23 protein-coding genes and 5 tRNA genes are annotated in these 21,770 nt (G+C 28.2%); 20 read left to right on the top strand and 8 right to left on the bottom strand.

The window, feature by feature from the left end; translation table 4 throughout:
* Positions 1-18 precede the first annotated feature (18 nt).
* The 8 genes from ruvB to ACJA23_RS02760 all read right to left on the bottom strand — a co-directional run bounded on the left by ruvB (position 19) and on the right by ACJA23_RS02760 (position 6,933).
* On the bottom strand, positions 19-969 hold the full coding sequence (ruvB, locus tag ACJA23_RS02725; protein ID WP_406613782.1) for a Holliday junction branch migration DNA helicase RuvB: 951 nt from the start codon (positions 967-969) through the stop codon (positions 19-21).
* On the bottom strand, positions 962-1,564 hold the full coding sequence (gene ruvA, locus ACJA23_RS02730; RefSeq protein ID WP_406613784.1) for a Holliday junction branch migration protein RuvA: 603 nt from the start codon (positions 1,562-1,564) through the stop codon (positions 962-964). Before ruvA ends, ruvB begins: the two co-directional genes overlap by 8 nt.
* A 126-nt stretch (positions 1,565-1,690) precedes the next feature.
* The gene (gene rpmF / locus ACJA23_RS02735) at positions 1,691-1,894 is read right to left on the bottom strand and encodes a 50S ribosomal protein L32 (RefSeq protein ID WP_406613786.1); all 204 of its coding nucleotides are present in this window, start codon (positions 1,892-1,894) and stop codon (positions 1,691-1,693) included.
* A 173-nt stretch (positions 1,895-2,067) separates the two neighbouring features.
* The gene (gene rpsT / locus ACJA23_RS02740) at positions 2,068-2,334 is read right to left on the bottom strand and encodes a 30S ribosomal protein S20 (RefSeq protein WP_406613788.1); all 267 of its coding nucleotides are present in this window, start codon (positions 2,332-2,334) and stop codon (positions 2,068-2,070) included.
* 169 nt (positions 2,335-2,503) lie between these two features.
* Positions 2,504-3,967 (bottom strand): hypothetical protein, encoded by a 1,464-nt coding sequence (locus ACJA23_RS02745; RefSeq protein ID WP_406613790.1) that lies wholly within the window; start codon positions 3,965-3,967, stop codon positions 2,504-2,506.
* 486 nt (positions 3,968-4,453) lie between these two features.
* Complete coding sequence (locus tag ACJA23_RS02750; RefSeq protein ID WP_406613792.1) at positions 4,454-5,086, bottom strand: hypothetical protein; 633 nt, start codon at positions 5,084-5,086, stop codon at positions 4,454-4,456.
* Between the two features lie 167 nt (positions 5,087-5,253).
* The gene (locus ACJA23_RS02755; protein WP_406613795.1) at positions 5,254-6,093 is read right to left on the bottom strand and encodes a hypothetical protein; all 840 of its coding nucleotides are present in this window, start codon (positions 6,091-6,093) and stop codon (positions 5,254-5,256) included.
* Between the two features lie 141 nt (positions 6,094-6,234).
* Positions 6,235-6,933, bottom strand: a complete 699-nt coding sequence (locus ACJA23_RS02760) for a pseudouridine synthase (RefSeq protein WP_406613797.1) — start codon at positions 6,931-6,933, stop codon at positions 6,235-6,237.
* 65 nt (positions 6,934-6,998) lie between these two features.
* Between ACJA23_RS02760 and ACJA23_RS02765 the strand changes: the two genes are divergently transcribed.
* From ACJA23_RS02765 to ACJA23_RS02860, 20 genes are all read left to right on the top strand, one after another.
* Positions 6,999-7,592 (top strand): hypothetical protein, encoded by a 594-nt coding sequence (locus ACJA23_RS02765; protein ID WP_406613799.1) that lies wholly within the window; start codon positions 6,999-7,001, stop codon positions 7,590-7,592.
* A 480-nt stretch (positions 7,593-8,072) separates the two neighbouring features.
* A tRNA-Tyr gene (locus ACJA23_RS02770) sits at positions 8,073-8,156 on the top strand.
* 5 nt (positions 8,157-8,161) lie between these two features.
* Positions 8,162-8,236 (top strand) — tRNA-Gln (locus tag ACJA23_RS02775).
* Positions 8,237-8,350: 114 nt separating this feature from the next.
* Positions 8,351-9,796: a proline--tRNA ligase gene (gene proS / locus ACJA23_RS02780; protein WP_406613801.1), complete on the top strand. Its 1,446-nt coding sequence runs from the start codon at positions 8,351-8,353 to the stop codon at positions 9,794-9,796.
* 176 nt (positions 9,797-9,972) lie between these two features.
* A complete protein-coding gene (locus tag ACJA23_RS02785; protein WP_406613803.1) occupies positions 9,973-10,410 on the top strand; it encodes an MG284/MPN403 family protein in 438 nt (145 codons plus the stop codon).
* Positions 10,400-11,569 carry a hypothetical protein gene (locus ACJA23_RS02790; RefSeq protein WP_406613805.1) on the top strand — a complete coding sequence of 390 codons (1,170 nt, stop codon included), beginning with the start codon at positions 10,400-10,402 and terminating at the stop codon, positions 11,567-11,569. Before ACJA23_RS02785 ends, ACJA23_RS02790 begins: the two co-directional genes overlap by 11 nt.
* Positions 11,553-11,999, top strand: coding sequence for an MHO_1590 family protein (locus ACJA23_RS02795; RefSeq protein WP_406613807.1), 447 nt, complete (start codon positions 11,553-11,555; stop codon positions 11,997-11,999). The genes ACJA23_RS02790 and ACJA23_RS02795 overlap by 17 nt, the downstream gene beginning before the upstream one ends.
* Before the next feature lie 87 nt (positions 12,000-12,086).
* The gene (locus ACJA23_RS02800; protein WP_406613809.1) at positions 12,087-12,308 is read left to right on the top strand and encodes an acyl carrier protein; all 222 of its coding nucleotides are present in this window, start codon (positions 12,087-12,089) and stop codon (positions 12,306-12,308) included.
* 40 nt (positions 12,309-12,348) lie between these two features.
* A tRNA-Trp gene (locus ACJA23_RS02805) sits at positions 12,349-12,423 on the top strand.
* A gap of 240 nt (positions 12,424-12,663) precedes the next feature.
* A complete protein-coding gene (locus ACJA23_RS02810) occupies positions 12,664-13,092 on the top strand; it encodes a hypothetical protein (protein ID WP_406613811.1) in 429 nt (142 codons plus the stop codon).
* A gap of 22 nt (positions 13,093-13,114) precedes the next feature.
* Positions 13,115-14,827, top strand: a complete 1,713-nt coding sequence (locus tag ACJA23_RS02815) for a hypothetical protein (RefSeq protein WP_406613813.1) — start codon at positions 13,115-13,117, stop codon at positions 14,825-14,827.
* Positions 14,820-15,119 (top strand): YlxR family protein, encoded by a 300-nt coding sequence (locus tag ACJA23_RS02820; protein WP_406613815.1) that lies wholly within the window; start codon positions 14,820-14,822, stop codon positions 15,117-15,119. The genes ACJA23_RS02815 and ACJA23_RS02820 overlap by 8 nt, the downstream gene beginning before the upstream one ends.
* Positions 15,097-16,899, top strand: a complete 1,803-nt coding sequence (gene infB / locus ACJA23_RS02825; RefSeq protein ID WP_406613817.1) for a translation initiation factor IF-2 — start codon at positions 15,097-15,099, stop codon at positions 16,897-16,899. Before ACJA23_RS02820 ends, infB begins: the two co-directional genes overlap by 23 nt.
* Before the next feature lie 21 nt (positions 16,900-16,920).
* Entirely contained in the window at positions 16,921-17,430 is a 510-nt protein-coding gene (locus tag ACJA23_RS02830; protein WP_406613819.1) for an adenine phosphoribosyltransferase, read from the top strand.
* 137 nt (positions 17,431-17,567) lie between these two features.
* Positions 17,568-17,642 (top strand) — tRNA-Cys (locus ACJA23_RS02835).
* Positions 17,643-17,648: 6 nt separating this feature from the next.
* A tRNA-Arg gene (locus ACJA23_RS02840) sits at positions 17,649-17,725 on the top strand.
* Positions 17,726-17,877: 152 nt separating this feature from the next.
* The gene (locus ACJA23_RS02845; protein ID WP_406613821.1) at positions 17,878-18,831 is read left to right on the top strand and encodes a DUF5378 family protein; all 954 of its coding nucleotides are present in this window, start codon (positions 17,878-17,880) and stop codon (positions 18,829-18,831) included.
* Positions 18,832-18,971: 140 nt separating this feature from the next.
* The gene (locus tag ACJA23_RS02850) at positions 18,972-19,979 is read left to right on the top strand and encodes a hypothetical protein (protein WP_406613823.1); all 1,008 of its coding nucleotides are present in this window, start codon (positions 18,972-18,974) and stop codon (positions 19,977-19,979) included.
* A 5-nt stretch (positions 19,980-19,984) separates the two neighbouring features.
* Positions 19,985-20,941, top strand: a complete 957-nt coding sequence (locus ACJA23_RS02855) for a hypothetical protein (RefSeq protein ID WP_406613825.1) — start codon at positions 19,985-19,987, stop codon at positions 20,939-20,941.
* 153 nt (positions 20,942-21,094) lie between these two features.
* Positions 21,095-21,583, top strand: coding sequence for a hypothetical protein (locus ACJA23_RS02860; RefSeq protein WP_406613827.1), 489 nt, complete (start codon positions 21,095-21,097; stop codon positions 21,581-21,583).
* The last annotated feature ends 187 nt before the right edge of the window (positions 21,584-21,770 follow it).

Consider the following 21,770-nt stretch of genomic DNA (forward strand, 5'->3'; position numbering starts at 1 on the left):
TGTCTATAAATTCAAGCTTTAAAGTCTTTGACGTTTTAAATATTCAATTCCTTTTTGTGTAATCTTTCTCCCTCTTGAAGTTTTTAAAATGAACTTGTGAAATAGTAAAATGGGTTCAATTTCATTGACAATCGTTTCTTTCGAATGCAACACTAAACCGCAAATAGTATCTAAAGCTACTGATAACTCATCAAAACCTTCATATAAAATTTGCATATATTCAATATGGTCTTTAGTTAGTCCGTATTCATACAAATCAAGGGATTTGAATGTAGTATGTATAATTTTTGTGTCTATAATTCCAGAGTTTTCGCTAATTGCAAAGTCATTTACTCTAAAAAGTAAATTGTTGGCTAATCTTGGTGTTTGGCGAGAATATTTAGAAATTAAGCTAATTGAATTTTTTGATATCTCTATATTGTTGTCTTGGCTAGTTTTTTCAATGATTTGGTTAATATTTTCATCAGTATAATCAACCACTCTTGCTAAATATCCAAAACGATCTTTTAATGGTTGAGCTATATCATTTAATTTGGTTGTTGCGCCTATTAAAGTAAATGGTTTAATGCGCATACGCATCGCTTTAGCATTGTCGTCTACTCCTAAAATTAAATCAAAAACAAAATCTTCCATTGCATTGTATAAAAATTCAATTACATTTTTATTAATACTATGAATTTCATCAATAAAGACAATGTCATTTTCCTGAATTAAGCTTAAAACGCTGATTAAATCAGACTTTTTTTCGATGTTAGCTCCTTGAATATAGTGAATATTCACTTGTAATTCATTAGCTATAATGCTAGCTAATGTAGTTTTACCCATCCCAGGTGCACCGTAAATTAAGGTATGTGGAAATGAAGTTTCTTGTACTAAAGTACTATTAATCATAGCTTTTAATGTTTGAATAATTTTATCTTGACCAATAAAATTACTAAAGCTAGTTAGTCTATTTTCTAACTTATACATTTATACCCTTAGTATGTCTATTTTGAGTTATTCATGTAATTGAGTTGCTTAAGATTTCTTCATCAGGTAGATTTCAATCTACATTAGATAAAGCACCATCAATTTCATTTTTACTAAATCCAATGTTTTCAAGTGAACGAGCAATACTATCAATAGTTTCATTTCTTTTAGAGCTAGCTTTAGTTGACGTCATTTTATTTAGCATTTTGGCTCATTTAGTCTTTAATTCGACAATTATTAGTTTTGCTGTTCGTTCTGAAATATAGTTAAAGCCACTTAAAGATTGTCAATCATCATTAGCTATTAAATTAGCAATATTTTCTCAACCTTTATCAAGTAGTGAAATAGCAATTTTTGGTCCAATTTTATCAATACTAATTAGATCCATAAATAATAGTCGCTCTTTAAAGTCTTTAAATCCATATGAATATTGCATATATTCGTTTCGATATTCATAAAAGTATAATTTTACTTTTTGTCCTTGCTCAAAGCGAGAAATGTTTGGCACTGTCACAATATAGCCGTTTCCATAACTTTCTAAAATTAGGTTATTACTGTTTATTCAGGTAATTTCTCCAAATCTGTATAAAATCATTTTGTCTCCTTTTTGGTCTTCGTTTTATTATTAAATAAAACACAAATTTAAGACAAAAAATGGACTAAAAAAACACCAGTTTATAATTCACTGATGTCGCTTTATATATAAAGTGTAATAATTTAATTATTTTTGGACACGATCATTAATTGCTGTGTATCCTAATACTTTTTTACCTTTGTAAAAACCACAAAATCTACATACAACATGTTGTTCAATCATGTTTGAACAGTTTCCACATCTAACTAAGTTAGGTGTTTCTAAAGCACTGTGTGATTGTCTTTTATGTTTACGTTGTTTTGAAGTCTTACGTTTTGGTACTATAGCCATGGTCTTACCTCCTTATTTGTGGTTTTTAATTTGCTTTATAATTATATATTATAAATTTTTAAATTAAAACAAAAATATATTAATTTAATACCTATAAAAAACTATAAATAAATTATCACTTTTTAAAGAAAACCTAACGACATCGTTAGGAAAATCATCGAAGGTAAATGATTTTATTGCACTTTGTTTTTGTTAACAAATTCGTCTAAACGTGAGTGTTTTCTAGCACCCTTGTTAGCGTGGAATACACCTTTAGATACTGCTTTAGCAATAACTTTGTGTGCAGCTTGTACTAAAACTGTAGCGTTTTCGGCATTTACTAAAACTGCTTCTCTAGCTTTTCTAATAGCTGTTTTAACACGTGATTTCATAGCTGCGTTTTTTACACGAGCTGCTTCCATTTTAGCAATACTTTTAATCTTTGATTTAATATTTGCCATGATTTCCTCCCTTTTTCTTGGTTAATGATTTAACTTGTGAAAAATCTTTAATATTATATATTAAATTTATTCAAATTTACAAAATTATTATTTTCTTTTACATGCATAACTTCAGGATTTTAGGAAAAAGTAGAAAAAATTAACATTCGTAAATGTTAATTTTCTATGTTTAGACTTTTATTTTATTATGATGATCTTTTCTTTTAAGTTTAGATGCAACAACTGCTAAACTGATGATAAATGTTATATTTAATGCAACAGAAACTGCTAAAGCACTTAAAATCGCAACTGTAATAATTCATTTAGTTGATGATTGGGTTTCTTTTGTTTCTGGGGTAGTTGGTTTTGTAGGTTCTGGTTGTTTTTCTTTATCATCACCAGTTGAAGGTTTTGATTCAGCTTCTTTTTTAAGTTCTTCATATTCGGCTGTTAGTTTTGAAGATAAGTTTAACATTCTGTTTTGGTTTGTACCACCAATAATATTCATTTTAACTAAAGCTACTGGTAGTGAAGAAAGTAAATCTGATGTTTTAGGATTAGACACTAGACTAAAAAGTTCTTTTTGGAATTGAGATTTTTGAAGACTGTAAATTTCTTTATCTTTTTCAGGTAATTCAGCTGGTGGATTGAAAGCTGCATTATATGCTATTAAAAATTGAGAAATATATAACTGAATAGCAAGTGTAGATTGAGCACTAAATAGTTTCTCAAATTTAGTTTCTTCTGATCCAGTGGTTCGTCTAGAATCGTTATAAATTTTATTTAAATATATTTTTAATGGATTAAAGTAACGTGCCAAATCTGGATATGTTGTTGTCAATGTATTTAAATTATTATTAATATCTGTCATTGGAATTTTAGCATATAAAAGTCCTAAAATTATATCTGTTGATTGAGGATTAGTTGCTGAACCTGTTGAAGCCGCTGTCGCTTCCATACTATATGAGTATTTAGCTTTGTTTTCAACTTTATAGTTTGAAACTAGTGTTGCCTCTAATGACTGAACTGTTGAGCTTGAATTATTGTTTGAAAGGTTTTTAATGTTTTCATTTAATTTATTAATTCCTTCAAGAAGTCTAGTTTGGTTAGTTGCACGAATAAGGTTCATTTTTGCTAAAACTTTTGGTAATACAATAAATAAATCACCTTTGTTATCAGCTGCTTTAAATTCTGCTAAAAATTCATCTTGGAATTGTTCTTTTTGAAGAGTGAAAATTCTTTGATCTGCCGCAGCAGGGTTACCTGGTAGTGTAAACGCATTATTGTAAGCTGCTAGAAATGTTGTAATTCAGTAGTAAATTGAAAATGTAGATTGTAAAGCAAATAAAGAAGTTGTTTTTTGTAAATTATTATCTTTAGCATTTACTAAATCAGTTTCTAAAGTTTTTCTTAATGAAGTTTTTACAGCTTCAAAAAACGAAGCTAATTTTGGATAAATATTAACTAAATTATCAGCACGATCATCAATTAATTTTAATGTTTCATCAACTTTACTTTTTAAACGCTCAACAACATCGTTACTTACGGTTGTCATTACATTTGTTGCCGCATTATTTCCACTAGCGGATGCACCTGTTTCAGCAGTCGCAGGTGTTCCCGCTTCTCCATTATTATTAGATGAATTGGTTTCCATTGATAAAGCAGTTAAAGGCGCTACTAAAGAAATTGTACTTACAGACGTAAGAAGTAATGTTTTTTAATTTTACTATGCATAAAATGATGTCCTTTGAAATGTATGCGTACAATATAAGTCTATACCCATATGTACTGCTATTAATATATTAATTATACCTATATATATATTATATTATTATAGTTATATTTTTATCCACAAAAAGAAATGTGGTAATTTTATTGGCATATATTCACATATAAATTATCTTCTAATTATAGATGTTTTGCATTAAATTATATAAAAAGTTAATATTGATATTAAATTGAATATTTATTTACTTCTTTTAGTTTTACAGGATTTTTAATATTTTAGATATTAATATTAATTATGTGAAATTTAGACAGTTTCATATTTCTCTTAAAGTTATACAAAAAAAAAAATTAACATTTTTTACGATGTTAATTTTTTGTTTCTTACGTTGAAGTTTATTTGTTGAGTCTTGGATTATCTATTCATGAATTTTCTAATTAAAAAGGCTAATCCAGTAATAGTTACTAAACCTAGTGAAACTGACACAGCTGATATAATTGCAATTTTAGCTGTAGAAGTTTTTTCAGGTTTAGTTTCTTCTTTTTTCTCTGGTTTTACTGGTTTAGGTGGTTCAGGTTTAACAGGTTCTGTAGGAGTGGTTGGTTCAGCAGGCTCACTAGGTGTTGTAGGTTCGGTAGGTGTAGTGGGTTCCGCTGGAGTTGTATCACCACCACTTGATGGAGTTTCAGGTGTAGGAGGTGTAACTTCTGGTTCTTTAGGTGTTTCTGGAACTACTATTGGTTCAACAGGTTTGATATCCTGAATTTTACGACCAGTACTTTCATAAAGCGGCACTAGTTCAGCTAGTTTATCTAAAATTTGATTTTGAAAAGTAGCTGAAATTGTATTCATGGCCACAAAAGCGGAAGGGATAATTGTTATCATCGCTTTTGAATCTGAAGTTTTACCCTTCATAAGCATTAAAATTTGGTCTTGAAATTGTCCTTTAGATAAATTTAGTATTTCTTTTTCTACTTCAGGTGTTTTTGTTGTAATTTTATATGATATAGCATATGATTCTAACAATTTAGCTACATATAACTGCATAGCCAGTGTTGTTTGAGATTTTAATAGTCTTTCATATTTATCTTGTGCTGTAGTATTAGCAACGTCTTTATCATATTGTTCTTTTAAAGCTTTACTAAGACCATTAAAATAACCTGCTAATTTAGGAAACTCAACAGAAAGTTTTGATAATCCAGATGTAATTTCAGTTATTGGTATTTTTTATATAAATTCTTAATTAAAACATCATCTGCATTTTCTTGTGCTCCAGTTGCATTCATAGTAACAGAAACACTATTATCAATACTGTAAAATGGTGTGTTTAAAGATTTATTAATATCGTTTGTAGCGAAAGTTGAATCTAATCTTCCGGTTGTTCCTGAAGATGGTCTAGACATATTATTAGCTGGTAGAACTTTTTGTACTTCTTCCGCTAATTGTAAATATCTTGCGTAAATTCTTGTTTGATTTACAACTGCTGTAAGGTTCATTTTAGCTAAAACTGTAGGTAAAATAACTAATAAATCACCTTTTTCTTTAATTGCTGTGCTTAAAAATTCTTTTTGGAAAGTTTCTTTTTGGACTGCTAAAATTTGTGAATTATCTTTAAATAATTTGTTTTTTGGCACAAATGATTCATTATATCCTACTAAAAATGTTGTCATTCAGTAGTAAATAGAATATGTAGATTGTAATGAAAATAGATTTTCTACTTTATCACTCTTGTTATCGGTATTTTGACTTTTAGCTGTTTCAAATGATTTTTGTAATGCTACTTTTACATTTTTAAAATAAGTAGCTAAATCAGGATATGCAGTAACTAAAGTGTCTAAATTTTTATTAACTTCTGTCAATTTGCTTGTGATAGCAGTTTCTAACTTAGAAATAGCCGTATCATTTGCATCTGTTGCGGTACTTGCACCAGCTTCTCCAGTAGCATTAACGTTATCAGATGTATTATTTTCCATTGATAAAGCAGTTAAAGGTGCTCCTAGAGAAATTGCACTTACAGACGTAAGAAGTAATGTTTTTTTAATTTTGCTATGCATAAAATGATGTCCTTTGAAATGTATGTGTACACTTAAAAATCCATGCCCAAAATGTGTACTCAATATATATATATAATTATTATAGTCTTATTTTTGGGGTAATAAATATATGTGGAAAATTTTTAATACTAGTATATAGCTTTAAAAGTTTTTTTCTTTGTTATTAAGTAAAATAAATTCCCCATTTTTTAGATTGTTGTCCACAAGTCTATAAGGACCAAAAACACTTCGATGTAAAGATTTGACTGTATATCCAAACTTTGAAAACATCCTTTTAACTTGATGATATTTTCCTTCTTTAATTTCTAATTGACAAAAATATTCAGATAAAATTGTAAGCTTTGCGCTTTTAGTTAGCTCATTTTCACCAATATCAACTCCGTTTTCGAATGCTTGAATTAGTTCATCTTTTAGTGGTAAATCAACTAAAACGTCATATACTTTTGCAACATGTTTTTTACCATTAACTAATTGATGAGCATATTCACCATCATCTGTAATTAGTAAAATACCAGTTGTATCTTTATCTAATCTTCCAACTGTATGTAATTTATTAAAGTTTAAATTTAATCCTAAACTTTTTAAATAATCAAAAACAGTTAAATTTATTTGATCACTGTTTGCACAAACATAACCAGCTGGTTTGTTTAACAATATATAGTGAAATTTATTTATTTCTAATTTAGTTTCATCTATGTAAATTTCATCTAAATTAGAAACTTTTATTGAACTAGTTATAATTTCACCATTAACTTTAATTTTTTTAGCCTTTAATAAAGCTTTAATCTGACTACGAGTATAGCTAGAATTATTAGCTATAATTTTTTCGATTCGATCCATTCTACCTACTTTTTTTATATTATATTTTATTAATTACCTTTAATCTATTATATAATAGTTTTACAATGTCAAAAATATCGGTTAGAAATATGGCATATTTAGGTTTATATGTTTCTATCATTATGCTTTTAACATTTGTTCCAAATACCGGGTATATCAATATCGGACCAATTGCTATTGCTTTAATTTTTTCTGTAATTTTAGTAATGACATATCATTTGGGTCTTTTAGGTATAATGGTGGGATGTTTGACTATTGGAGTACTAAGTTATATAGGATCATTAGTTTTTGGTGCAATCTTATTTAGTCTTCCTGATGTTGCGATCGTTCCAAGAGTTTTAATTTTTATTCCTCTTGCATTATTTTATGTATTTGTGATTAAGAAAACTGGCCCAAAATACTGAATTAACTTTATCTTTGGTGCTTTAATAGCTTTTAGTAACACTTTCTTTGTATCTGCATACTTACAATTTAGAAATTCTGTTACTGAATATGGCACTATTCATAAAATAGTTGGTGATATTAAAACTTGAATTATCCTAATTTGAGTCAATGCTTTAGTTGAATTTTTAGCTATCGGATTTGTTGGTGCTTTACTTACACCAGTATGTGCCTTTTTATGAAACAAAAATAAAGCAAAAGAACCTACTTATGCTTAAATATTAAGTATAAAAATGAAATATTTAGCATCAAAAAGATGCTAATTTTTAATTTCTAACTATGAAAAAACTGGTGTAAATTTCTATGATTAATATAGTATAAGTAAATTTCAACCATTTAAAACTTAAGTTTATAGTAGAATATTAATGATTAACATGATTAGCTACCAAACGCCTTGTAGCTTTTATGCACTTTTTTAATATTCTTATTAAAATGGTGCAAGTAAATTTAACGTATAATTTTTAGAATTTATATGTCTCATAATCTACCTAAGATTATGTATTTATTAATATCCATGTCATATTTCATGTTAATCTCAAAATCATACTATCAAACAAGTATGATTTTTTGCTAACTTTTTATTTAATTATTTTTATTTGTGATATAATAATTTCAACCACATTGAGTGGTTTGCTAGAAAAAATAAAAATTAATTGTTAATTTTATTTTTTTGATGTATAATAATATAGCAAACAAATGGGGGGATAGCAAAGCGGCCAAATGCGGGTGGCTGTAACCCACTTTCTTCGGATTCGGGGGTTCGAATCCCTCTCCCCCCACCATTTTTTGCCCCATAGCCAAGTGGTAAGGCAACGGGTTTTGGTTCCGTCATTCGTTAGTTCGAATCTAACTGGGGCAGCCATATCACCATAGGTGTAATAATAAACTTATTGCCGAGTAGTTTCTTAGAAATTACCGGCTTTTTTAACACTAAAATCATGAAAAAAAGCTAAAAAAGGTATAAAATAGCATGTATATGAACAAAGAACTAGAAAAGATCACACCAATTGAGCAAGATTCAGCCAAATGATACACTGATGTAGTCAAAAACGGAAATTTAATTGCTTACGGACCTGCTAAAGGTACAATAATTTTTAAACCAAATGCATATGGTATTTGAGAGTTAATCCAAAGAAATTTAGACGAAATTTTCAAAGAGCTGGGTGTACAAAATGTATATTTCCCACTTTTTATTCCAGAAAGTTTATTCGCTAAAGAAAAAGAACATGTTGAAGGTTTTAATCCAGAATTAGCAACTGTAACACATGTTGGTGATAGAGAATTAAGTGAAAAATTATATGTAAGACCAACTTCTGAAGTTTTATTTGCTGATTTTTTTAAAAACGAAATCGATTCATACAATGATTTGCCAATTATTTATAACCAATGAGCTAATGTTGTTAGATGAGAAAAAACAACTAATCCATTTTTAAGAAGTAGAGAATTTTTATGACAAGAAGCTCATACTTGTCATGATAATCCTATGGAAGCTAGAAAATTAACCAGAACAATAATTAGTACATACTCAAAATTCTTAAAAAATTATTTAGCTATTCCAACAGTAATTGGTAAAAAAACACCACACGAAAAATTCGCTGGTGCTTGTTCTACTTATACAATTGAAGCTATGATGAAAGATGGTAAAGCGCTACAAGCTGGAACTAGCCATTATTTAGCTCAAAACTTTTCAAAACCATACAATATAACATTTAAAAATAAAAATAATGAACAAGAGTTTGTTTATCAAACATCTTGAGGTGTGTCAACCAGATTAATTGGTGCAATTATTTTAACTCACGGTGATAATAGAGGTGTAATAATCCCACCAAGAGTTGCTTCTGTTCAAATTGATATTTTAGAATTATTTAACAAAAAAGATCCTAGAGTTTCAGAAGTTGCTGCTGAATTACACAAGATATTATCTAAAAAATTCAGAGTAAGATTAGATTCAAGTGATAAAAACCCTGGTTTTAAGGCATCAAACAGCGAAATACAAGGTGTGCCATTGAGAATTGAAATTGGACCTAGAGACTTACAAAATAACTTAATCACAATTGTACGTCGTGATGATATTGAAAACAAACTAACAATTAGTTTAGACCAAAATATTAAGGAAGTAGTTGCTAATTTACTTGATGACATACATGATAATTTATATGAAAAAGCATTAGAAAGACTTGATAACAATACGGTTTTTGCTTATTCATATGATGATTTCAAAGAAAAAATTGAACAGAAAAAATGAGTTATTACCCCATTTTGTTGTTCAGGTTGAGCTGAAGATCGTATCAAAGAAGAAACTGGTGCGACAACTAGATGTATTCCTAAAAAACTTGAAAAAGAAACAAGAAACATCAAGTGCATTTTCCCAGAATGTTCTAAAAAAACTAATAGATTTGTTATTTTTGCTAAAGCATATTAAAATCAAAAAGTCGCATCCTACTGCGACTTTTAATTTTTAAATCTTATTTTTGTATTCACTACAAAGCATAGCATGCAATAAAAAATAGTGTTCTAAAATCAAAATTAATGTTTTTGAACAAAAAAGTTATCCACAACCTAGGTTAACATAAGAGTGGATATGAGGGAGGAGGTCCCATGCAAACTAAAATAACTGATAATGACAATAAAATGGTTTCAGCAAGCAGCCTTCAGCTAGAAAAGAAACTTGTTGATCAACAATTAGTTGTTGTTAACGAAATCTTTAAAGCAGAAAAACTATATAACCAAATTATTAAAGAAAAGCTCTTAATTTTAGATAGGTTAAGACAAATGCAACAAATAACAGAAGATAAATACTACGATCTAAAAAATAATTTAGAAGATAAAATTAGTGATGCTAATAGTATTGCGAAAACAGTTATTATTAATATGGGACCTCAAAATAAATGGATGATGGAAAAATGTTTCATAGAACAAGCGGAACTACAGGATAAAAAGTGATATGAAGAATATTTTTCTAAATCAACTTATTACAAGAGGAAGCGTGAAGCTATAACTGAATTCTTAAGCTTTTATTTTAATCATGCATTATAATACTGATTTATTATACAATATAACAAAACAGCTTCAAGTATCCCAAACTACACAATCAACTGTAATCAATCGAAAGTATCAAACTAGCGTTAAAGTATCAGAAAACCAAGACTTTAGTGCTGAATTTGAATCAATTGATCCAAAAATAACTGTTAATTTAATCAACGTATATGCAAATGTAAATAAAGTCGATCTTGAACTTAAAAGTCAAATGAAAACTTCTAACAATAAAGTGTTATTAGAAGTAAATGGAAAGTCAATTGGTTATATGTTTGGAACTAATTCTAAAAACATTAAGTTTAATATATTAAATTTAGATTTAGATAAAATCAAACAAATTAAAGTTAAAATTTACTCAAGAATCAAAACTGATAGTGTCATAGCTTACTATCAAATTGATTTTAGTAACTTCACTAAGCAAAAACTTGTAACTCATAATCCTTATGTGTCTTATATTGTGAAATTACCACTCCAATATCAATTTAACTTTCATACCTATACCACACATAAACCACTAATTAAATTTCAAGAAATTAAAATTGAAACATTTCACTTATCACATGGGGCTAAAATTGCAGCTCGTGTTACACAATTATTGCCGAGAAACTTTATTCTAAATAACCATTTAAAAGGTAACACACACATTTATGTAAGATTAGAAGAGATACTAATTGATGGTAAAAAGAACCAAAAGCTTGAAACTGTTGATGAAAACGTAAGTGGCATAACAAGTAATAGTGACTCTAATACAGTCCTAAAAGATTACTCAACTAACAAATATTATTTTAAATATGACTACAATCTAATTAGCAACAAAGACGCAATAAATATAGTTTCAGAAACTCCAATTTCATCATTTGGATCAATTAATTATAAAAATGTAACTAAATCCTTAAGTGCAATATACAAATTTGATTCAGCTTTCTTTGAATTATTATGATATCGAAACATTTTAGAATTCAATCCTAGTAATCAATCAACAACCAACACTAATATCCTAAGTGAAATTAAAATTGAACAACTACCTTCTGATTTAATTGAAGCTAAATTTCCAAAATTAAAATATCAAGTTCAATTACCTATTGATTTTAAGTTTAACGCAGAACCTATTTGAGAATTAGCATGATTTATTAAGCGAAGTAATGAGATTCAGGTCTAGAAAATTTTTTCTTATACTAGCTCCTTTAGTATCAATTGCAGTTGTCGCAGTTGGAACATATGCTTACATTGCATATTTGAAACAAATCAGAAAACCAAATAATAAGAATAATAATATAAAGAAAACCTTCATATCCAAGAAAAATACCCCAAATAATCCCAAAGTATTTCCAAGAATTAATGTAAAAACATTTAGTAATTACCTAAGTTTTGATGAAGAAAACCTACCCTTTATAAAAGAAAGTATTGTTCCTGATTTTATTAAATATGTAGTAAGAAATGTAAAACAATTTAAAGGTGCTATTGATTTTGATTATAAACTCCAAAAAGATGATTTTGGTCGTTTAATAGAGATTTTACTGCTCTTTAATTACTTAAATGAGCAAAATCAGATCGTAGATCAAAGTGCATATCGTATTTATATATCTTAAATTTCAGTACAAATTAAGCAATTAATTTGTACACTTTTTAAACTAAAAGATACCTAAAAATAACGATATTTTGATATAATTTATACTATGAACGTTAAGGACTATGTGTTCGGAGAATTAAAAAAAATGACTAAAAAGTCATTTGATGAAGACTCGGTTATTTCAACCTTGGGTGTTGATTCTCTCGATTTAGCAATGTTAGTAACCGAGACAGAAAGTAAATTTCATATCACTATAAATGATGATGAAATTGCATCCTTGCTAACTATTAATGATATTATTTCACTATTAACTAAATTAATTGAATAAATTTAAAAATTTATTGTATAATACTTTTACTAACACAAAAGGGAGTGTAGTTCAATGGTAGAACAACGGGCTTCAACCCCGTGTGCTGTGGGTTCGAGTCCTGCCACTCCCGCCAAGGTTAGTTTTTTTTATTTTTTTACGATGAAACTAAAAAATAATTTTAAAATACCTGAAAATACTATGTAATCAAGCTTTTAGTAATTAGTTTAGAAGAAAATAATCTAAAAAATTATTTTGTTTTAAGCTACTTAATAATTTAATGAGTGAATTTATGTGGTATAATGTAGGTACTTCAAAAATATTGCAAAATATAGAAGTTGCTAAGGCAACTTCTTTCTATTTTCAGGAGATAAATATGGACTATAAGAATTTACTTAATAGTAAATTTGAAAATAAAATTTTAGATGCTAAACTAATTAGAAAAGATATCACAGTTTTAGAAATTGTCGTAAATACTCGTGAGTTAGCAGAAATTGAAAGCATTACTAAACAAATTAACGAATTTTTAGAAACTCAAGAGTGATTTAAAGATGACTATTATGTAGAAGTGTTGTCTAAAGGAACTGATTTAACTGTTAGTTTAGATGAAATTAACAACAATATTGGTAAAACAGTTAAAATCGAAACAATTAAAAGTTTTGAATCATTAAATATATTTATTGTTGAACTGTTAGAAGATTTATGTGATCAAATTTTAGTTAAATGAAACAAAAAAGGGCAAATCAGAAAAGTTAAATTTGATAAATTAAACATTAAATTAATTGAAGAGTACATCAAATTTTAACCAGTTATAAAGAGGAGAAATAATGAAAGACATTAAAAGATCTCAAGAAAATTTAAGAAATCAAGTCGCTACAGCAATTGATTGATACAAAATCATTGAAGGTAAGGCAATTGAATCAAAATTAGGATTTGATCAAACATTAAAGTTATTTCAATCAGAAATTTTTAGAGCACTTGAAAGAGATAACAAAGAATTAATTTTAGAAGTTGAAGTTAACGAAGATGACAAAACAGTTCAATTTATCAATACTCAAGGTGAAGTTGTTGAAGATGACTTTGAATTTGAAGATAATTTAGCAACTAATACAATGGATCCTGAAAGAAATACTTTCATGCCTCTTTCAACTGCGCAAAAACTTTACGGAAAACAAGTGCAAGTAGGTGATATTGTTAAACTTCCAATTAATTTTGATATGTTAAATCACAAATCAAAAAATGCTATTTTCCAAGGAATTAAACAAGCTCTAAAATTAGCTCAAAAAGAATTAATTATTCAAAAATACGAATCTAAAGTAGGTCAAAAAGTAACTGCTAAACTTACTTCATGTGCAAACACAAATGACACAAATAATAAAGCTTACTACTTTGAATTAGAAGATGGAACTGAAGCATTCATGCCTTCAAGTTGTGTATTTAATAAAGAAGGATTAAATCCTGGAACATACCACGATGTTTATATTGAAAGCATAAGCCCTGAAAGTAGACGTTGCGTTGTTAATTTATCATTCGATTCAAAAAATATTATTGAAGATACTTTAACTCAAGAAATCCCTGAAATTGCAAATAAAGAAATTGAAATCGTAAATGTAGCTAGAGTTCCTAAATCACGTACAAAAGTTGCTTTAAGAGCAACAGATAATAAAATCGAAGCTAAAGATATTTTAGGAAACTTAATTGGTGAAAATAGTTCAAGAAAAAACATTATTGAATCTAAATTAGGTACAGAAAAAATTGATTTAGTGCTTTGAAGTGAAGATTTAAAACAATACATCAAAAACGCATTAAATCCAGCATTAGTAGCTGATGTACTTTTAAGCGAAGATCAAAAAACAGCTAAAGCTATTACAGATAGAAAAAACATTACAGTAGCTATCGGACAAGGTGGAATTAATGTTAGATTAGCTTCAAAATTAACTAATGTTAAAATAGAAGTTTTACTAGCTGATGAAGCAATTGCTAAAGGTATTAGTTTTGATCAATCTGCTTTAGAAAGCTTAAAATCAGCAAGAAGCTTATCAAGTTCAAAAAGTTCATCAAATACAGCTATGTTTTTCAATAAAGTTAATATCGGAAGCATGGATGATATTAAAGCTGATATTAAGAAGCTAAAACTTGAAAGTGATATAGATTTAGTAAAAGAAGTTGATAGCGTATTTTCTAACTCTCATAAATCACATACAAACAGCCAAGCTCCAAAAGCTAAGAGCCACATGTTAAATTTAGATGATATGGATGCTTTATTTGAAGATGTTAACTTAAGTTATGACTTAAATAATTTACAAGACGAAATTGATTATGACTTTAATGAAAAAACAAATGCACAACCTGCATCTGAAACTGAAACTAGTCTAGAACAACCCAAAACTACTAAACCTGCTAAATCTAAAGTTGTTAAAGCATACGAAAAATCAAGAATTGATATGAAAGATTTCAAAGAAGATAGTGCTTTAGCAAACTATGGTTTAGATAGTGATTTATTATTAGAAGACTTTGATTCTTCAGAGTGAGATGACTAATTATATAAACGATAAACACACAAGAAAATGCATAATCACAGGTCAAATTGTAAATATTGGTCAGCTTATTCGTTTTGATTACGATAAAAAAAATAATCAAATAACTTTAGACCTAGCTAAAAATAAAAAAGGTAGGGGAGCATATTTTATCCCAACCAAAAAAAATTGAGAAGAAGCCCTAAAATCCAAAGCACTAAATCGTGCTTTTAGAACTAGTGTATCAAAAGAAACTTATGAAGCCATAGAAGCACAAATAATGGAGGTTCTATATGAACAAGAAGAACAGAATTAGTAATATTAATGATATTAAACAACAGCTTTCAACTACGAAAACTGAATTAAAAGATGGAAAATTTATTTTTACAGGTAAAATGTCAATTTATGATTTTGCCTCAAAAACAAAAATTAATCCAAATGAAATTTTGAAAAAATATTTCCTAGAAGGTAAAACATATAACTTAAACCATCTTTTAGAAGAAGAAGAAATTGCTGAATTATGTATTTCATATGGATTCGATTTTCAAAAAGAAACTAATATTGATGCATCTAATTTTTTAGATGAAGTTAACTTCACAGATAAAGATGAAGATTTAGCCAGAAGAACTCCGGTTATTACTGTTATGGGACACGTTGACCACGGTAAAACAACTTTAATTGACAAAATTAGAAATTCGAACATTGTAGCTAGCGAAAGTAGCGGAATTACTCAGCATACTGGAGCTTACCAAATTAAACACAATGGATTTAGAATTACTTTCTTAGATACACCAGGACATGAAGCCTTTACTAAAATGCGTTCAAGAGGAGCTAAAGTTACTGATATTATCATTTTAGTTGTAGCTGCTGATGATGGTGTTATGCCTCAAACTAAAGAAGCTATCGCACACGCTAAAGCCGGTGGAGTTCCAATTATTGTTTTTGTTAACAAAATGGATAAACCAAACAAAGATTTAGACAGAATCAAGGGTAAATTAGCTGAATGTGATGTAGTTATCGAAGAATATGGTGGAGATGTCCAAATTGTTTACGGATCAGCCTTAAGTGGTGATGGGCTAAACGAATTATTTGATAAAATCAAGCTTTTAGCTGAATTATTAGAACTTAAAGCTAACGCTAAACGTTATCCAATTGGAACTGTTATTGAATCAAGAATTGATAAAGGTGTTGGGGTTGTTTCAACTATTATTGTTGAAAACGGAACACTATACAAGGGTGATTTCTTAGTTGCTGGAAGCAAATGTGGTCGTATTAGAATGCTAAAAGATGCACAAGGAAATGAAATCGAATGTGTAAAACCAGGATGACCTGGAATTGTTGTTGGATTAAACTACGCTCCAAGTGCTGGTGATAAATTCGTAGGATTTAATGACGAAAAATTTGCTAAAAAATTAGCTCAAGAAAAATACACCCAAGATAAAATGAACCTATTGCATGATAAAAACATCCAAAGCACTGAATTAAACGGTAAAAAAATTATCAATGTAATAGTGAAAACTGACGTTGATGGTACTGCTGAAGCTATTAAAGCAACTATTAACGACATGGCAAATGATGATGCTATTATCAAAGTTATTTCAGCTGGAGCTGGAATTGTAAGTGAAACTGACTTATTACTAGCTGAAGCTTCTAAAGCACACATTTTTACATTTAATAACAAAGTTTCTCCAAACATTAAACAAAATGCTAAAGCTAAAGGAATTGACATTATTTCTCATTCAGTTATTTACGAAATTGAAAAAGACTGTCAAAAACTTTTAGACGGATTTATCACACCAATTTATGAAGAACAAAAAATTGGTGAAGCTCACATTATTAAAGTGTTTTTCTACTCAAAAGTTGGAAAAATTGCCGGATGTATGATGGATACAGGAGTTGTGAGGCAAAACTGTAAAGTTAAAATTTACAGACGTGCAAAACTTGTATTCGAAGGTAAAATTGATTCGCTAAAACGTGAAACTAACGATGCAAAAGAAGTGCTAAAAGGAAAAGATTTTGGTACTCACATCAAAGGATTTAATGACATCGAAGTTGATGATGTCTTAATGTTTTACGAAGATGTAAGAATCAACTAACTTATAATAAAGTAGGTTTATATGGATATTAAAAATTTAATTCGTGATGTTCCTAATTTCCCTAAAGAAGGAATTATTTTCAAAGATATTTCTCCATTATTAGCTGATGGTGAAGCTCTTCATTATACAATCGAACAAATTGCAAAACACTGTAAAGATGCAGATATTATCGTAGGACCTGACGCAAGAGGTTTCCTATTCGGCACTCCTGCAGCTAGTGTACTTAAAAAACCATTTATTATGGTTAGAAAACCAAACAAACTACCTGGTAAAGTAATTTCAATGAACTACGATCTAGAATACGGATCAAATACACTTGAAATTCAAGAAGGCTTTGTTAAAGCTGGTCAAAAAGCTGTTATTGTTGATGATGTTTTAGCTACTGGTGGTACAACTAAAGCGATTATCAAACTACTTGAATCACAAGGTGTTATTGTTACAAAAGTAATTGTACTATTAGAATTAAACCAACTAGGTGGAAGAGAGCTACTTGGAAAAGATGTGGAAGTAGTCTCATTGATCAATGTATAGAGCGTAAGCTCTATTTTTTATACTTTTATGACTTTGTAATAAAATTAAACCTAAAATACTATACTTTAAGGCACAAAAATAATCAAATAAATTTTTAATAATAAAAACTTTTTGGTATAATAATCATACAGACAAACGGCACCATAGCCAAACGGCCAAGGCATGGGTCTGCAACACCCTGATTACCGGTTCGAATCCGGTTGGTGCCTCCATTAAACGCGCTCGTAGCTCAATTGGACAGAGTGTTAGGTTACGGCCCTAGAGGTTGCGGGTTCGACTCCTGCCGGGCGCGCCATATAACGAAAGTTACCAAAATATAAAAAAGCCATCTTATTAAGCTTAAGATGGCTTTTATTTTTTCTTAAAAATATTTTAACTGCGTAAAAGTCTTATTTACGCAGTTAAATAGATTTATAAAAAACTAATTAATTCTATAAAATTATTAATATGACAATTTCAGATATAACGTTGATTTTAATTGCTTTTGCATTTATCAGTATTGTATTCGTTCAAGTTATCAATCGGAAATTTTATAAATTTTTAGATAACTATTATATTCGAATGGGTATAGGACTGTTTGTTCTTGCTTATGTGATTGCTTTTAGATTTTCAGGAGACTGAGCTAAAATAATTGAATACATTCAATTAGGTCATAAAGCACCGCAAAATTGAGCTGGAAGGATTGATTTTGATAATCTAACCAACATGCAGCGATCTTTAGCTAGCGACTTTATTAATAATCGTGATTTAGTATATTATAACTACACTTTAAGTAGAGTATTGTTAATTGAACTATGTCCATTTTTTACTGTGGCATTATGTTTAACTATGATTTTTGGCAAAAAGAAATTCGCTTCTTTTATAGTTAGTCCATTTTGTATTTTTGCTTCACTTTTAGTTATTCCGTTTGTAGCAACTACTGACCAAACTAATGCATTAGAAAGCTTTAAGAGTTTTAGAGGAGCAATTAAATTCATTTTCTTTGGTTCTGATTTATTTAGACTTTACTACTTTATTCACTGATTTATTCTTGTTTTTGGATCACTTGCTTTTGTCAACTACGATCCAAAATTAAATCACAAAACTAAATCTGAAATTATTGTTAAAATCCATATTACTGCCTTTATTTTCATAATGTATGTAACAACTATGAAATATAGTTTTAATATCATTGAAGGAACAACTGGATTATCTTATTACGACTGAATTACTGGTTCATTTAGAGCTGTAGGTACTTTAGTTAATAAATTTACTTCATATGTACACCCAATTGATGCTATTATTTTCTATGCTATAGCTTACTTTTCAATTATCGGTATTGCTTTACTTAGATTTGCATCATTTGGTTTAATTAAAACTAAAATTTTACCTAAATTTAAGTTGAAGTTTCAACGTACTTAAAACTGCCAGCCATATGCTGGCTTTTTTTAATATGGAATAAGTCTGCAAATTTATTTTTTTCTTGCTATTATTATTCGTTTTATAGTTCTTAAGCTAAAATATAAATAGTATATAGTAGCTAAACTTATAAAGGAGATAATTTGAAATTTGAATCCATTATTGATACACTGGTCAATCGCAATTATCACAAGCTAAATTCAGATACTTATGTGTTTTACAATAATAAAAACCATAAGTTAGAAAAAGATGGATATAAGTTCCATCTCGCTACTAAACCACATGACACACGTGAAATTTTCGAACATATCATTCCAGTTTTAAACCAATTTAATTTATCTTTTAAAGTTGTTGATGCTAACCATATAAATGTTGGTGAAGTTACTTTAATTACCATCTATTCAAAAGATAAGCCTACTACGCTAGAAGTTGGTGAGATTTTATTAAACTTACTTGATGAATATGAAGGTGAAGTTATCCAAGGGGATCTACCATTTAAGTATTCTAAAATTTTATACTACACTTATGGAGCTATTACTTTAGATAACGAAGATCAAAGCAAAAATCAAACTAGCTGAAAATCTAAGTACAGCATTACTGTTTTAACTAAACAATTAATGCTAAATAAAAAGTACCAAATCGAAAATATCATCCAGAAAAAACCTTGAGGAAATACCTTACTCGTTAAAGACATAAAAACTAATCAGTTTTATATTGCTAAACAAGCTAAAAAAGGTGTTTTAACTAACAATCAAATTGATTCATTTTTAGTTCAAAGCCATGAAATTCATTTAGCTAGGGAACTAAATTCTCATATGATACCGAAATTTATCGATAGCTTCGCTTCGAAAGATGACTACTATTCTATTTGAGAATACAAACAAGGCAATAACTTAAATTACAGTTATAAAGGTTATTCATTGTTTTACAATTGCCGTACAATGGATTTAACTAAACCACTTGAAGATTTTGGTAATATTTTTAGTTCACTGTTAGACTTTGTTTCTACTAATCCAAATTACGAAATTAACGACTATTCTTTATATAATTTCGTTTTTGATCAAAATAGCAAAACTTTGAGTTTGGTTTGTTTGTATCAAATTTTTAACAAAGACACTCAAGACGAATTTAAAACCAATATTGTGATGTAGACGCAATGAGACTAAGTCAAAATAGTGATTATAACTACAAAAATATCAGCATCTATAAAATGGCATACACATTTTTAACTGGTGATTCATTATTATTTAGTGAAAATAGTATGTTGCAAATTTCACTTTATGTAAACTTTTTATTAGGACTAAATCCTCAAAGTAGTTACTTAATTAACTTTTTTAATGAGTTGCTTAATACTGATTTTACTGATTTAACCAGGCTAAAAGCTATTTTAAATAAAACCATTGAACCAGAAGTTCAACCAGAAAAATTAGGTATTAGCTGATCACTTGTTAAAAACATTCCAAAACAAAAAATTGGTATGTTAAAAGTTAATAGTATTTACTACTGAATGTACAAATTTCTTAAAGCGAAAAATTTATCAGCTAAAACTGTTAAATTTGCCGCTAGACATGTTTTAAAAACTGGATTGTTATTAAAAGAATTTAACCTAGAATTTAATGAACTATTTTTTAAACTATTTAAGTACACTAAAAACCAAAATAAATTAAGTGAAATTCAACAGTTTATAACCAACCTATCTGAAAGTATAATCATTAGCAGTAATCTAATTGGGTACAAAAACAAAGATTATATTAGCACTTATCTAAATAACGGTTTAAGCGGCTATTTATTCTTATTGGTTTGATACTATAAATTTGTTGATAAAGATGAAAAAGTTAAACAACAATTAATTGAATTTTGTGATTATTTATTAAATTTCCACTCTAATAAATTTAACTTATCTAATGGTTTATTAGGTATTATCGCAATTTGTTATATTATAAGTCGTGAATTTAAGCTAACTAAAAACTATAAAATTTTATTCCAAAATATTGAACACTTACTATACGTTAGCTATCGGATTGGTATTAAAAACAATGCCAATACTCAACTTGATAAAAATGATAATTATTTCCTAAAAGTGCTATATAAAGCGCTTAGAAAATATAAGTAAACAAAAAGACTACAAGGTTTGCTTGTAGTCTGTTTTATTAACTTGCAATTTTTTGTTTTGCTTGTTTATAATTACACTATATATAAATTATGATTAAATTATTATTTAACAACTAAACAATTCAAACATAGATTGTAATCAAAAGGATAAAATATGAAATTAAAAATTTCTACTGACTTAGCTTGAAAATGATTTATTGATGAAGAAACAATAAAAACTTTAGATACTGATGAAAATGGCAAATGATTGATATTTGCTAAACATGAAAATATTGAGTATTTAGATGATTTAGTATTGAAAGGTTTTGAGCAAGAATCTTTTATTGCAGTTAAACGTACTAATGAAATCTATGACCCAGTGTATGGAATTGATAGTGTAGTCTATATTTTTTATGCTAACTACAGTGACTACGATAGACATATTAAAATTCTTAGCTTTTTAAAAGAAAATAATTTAATTCGAAAAACAAAAACCGGTAAGTATTTTAATATCTCATTTAAATTAGATGAACAAACTTTAGAGGGTGAATATATGTGAAACGGTGGAGTAAATTCTACGTTGAAACTCAATATGATTATGGATTTAGATACCGGTGATTTTTATGATGAAAAAACATTTAGAAATAATATATTGGATTACTAGAAACAACAACTAACACTAATGGTGTTAAAGCAGCTCCAGATATCAATCATTTATTGAAGTGTTTTTTATTTTTCATATCATCCTTTGTGATTTATGCAACAAAGTAAAAATATTATTATTAAAAAACAATGGTGACAATCGATAAAATGTAAAAGCGTTTACCATTGATAAAATTGACTAAAAAACT

Origin of the sequence: Mycoplasma corogypsi (genome assembly GCF_045276875.1) — a bacterium.
Taxonomy (GTDB): domain Bacteria; phylum Bacillota_I; class Bacilli_A; order Mycoplasmatales; family Metamycoplasmataceae; genus Mycoplasmopsis; species Mycoplasmopsis corogypsi.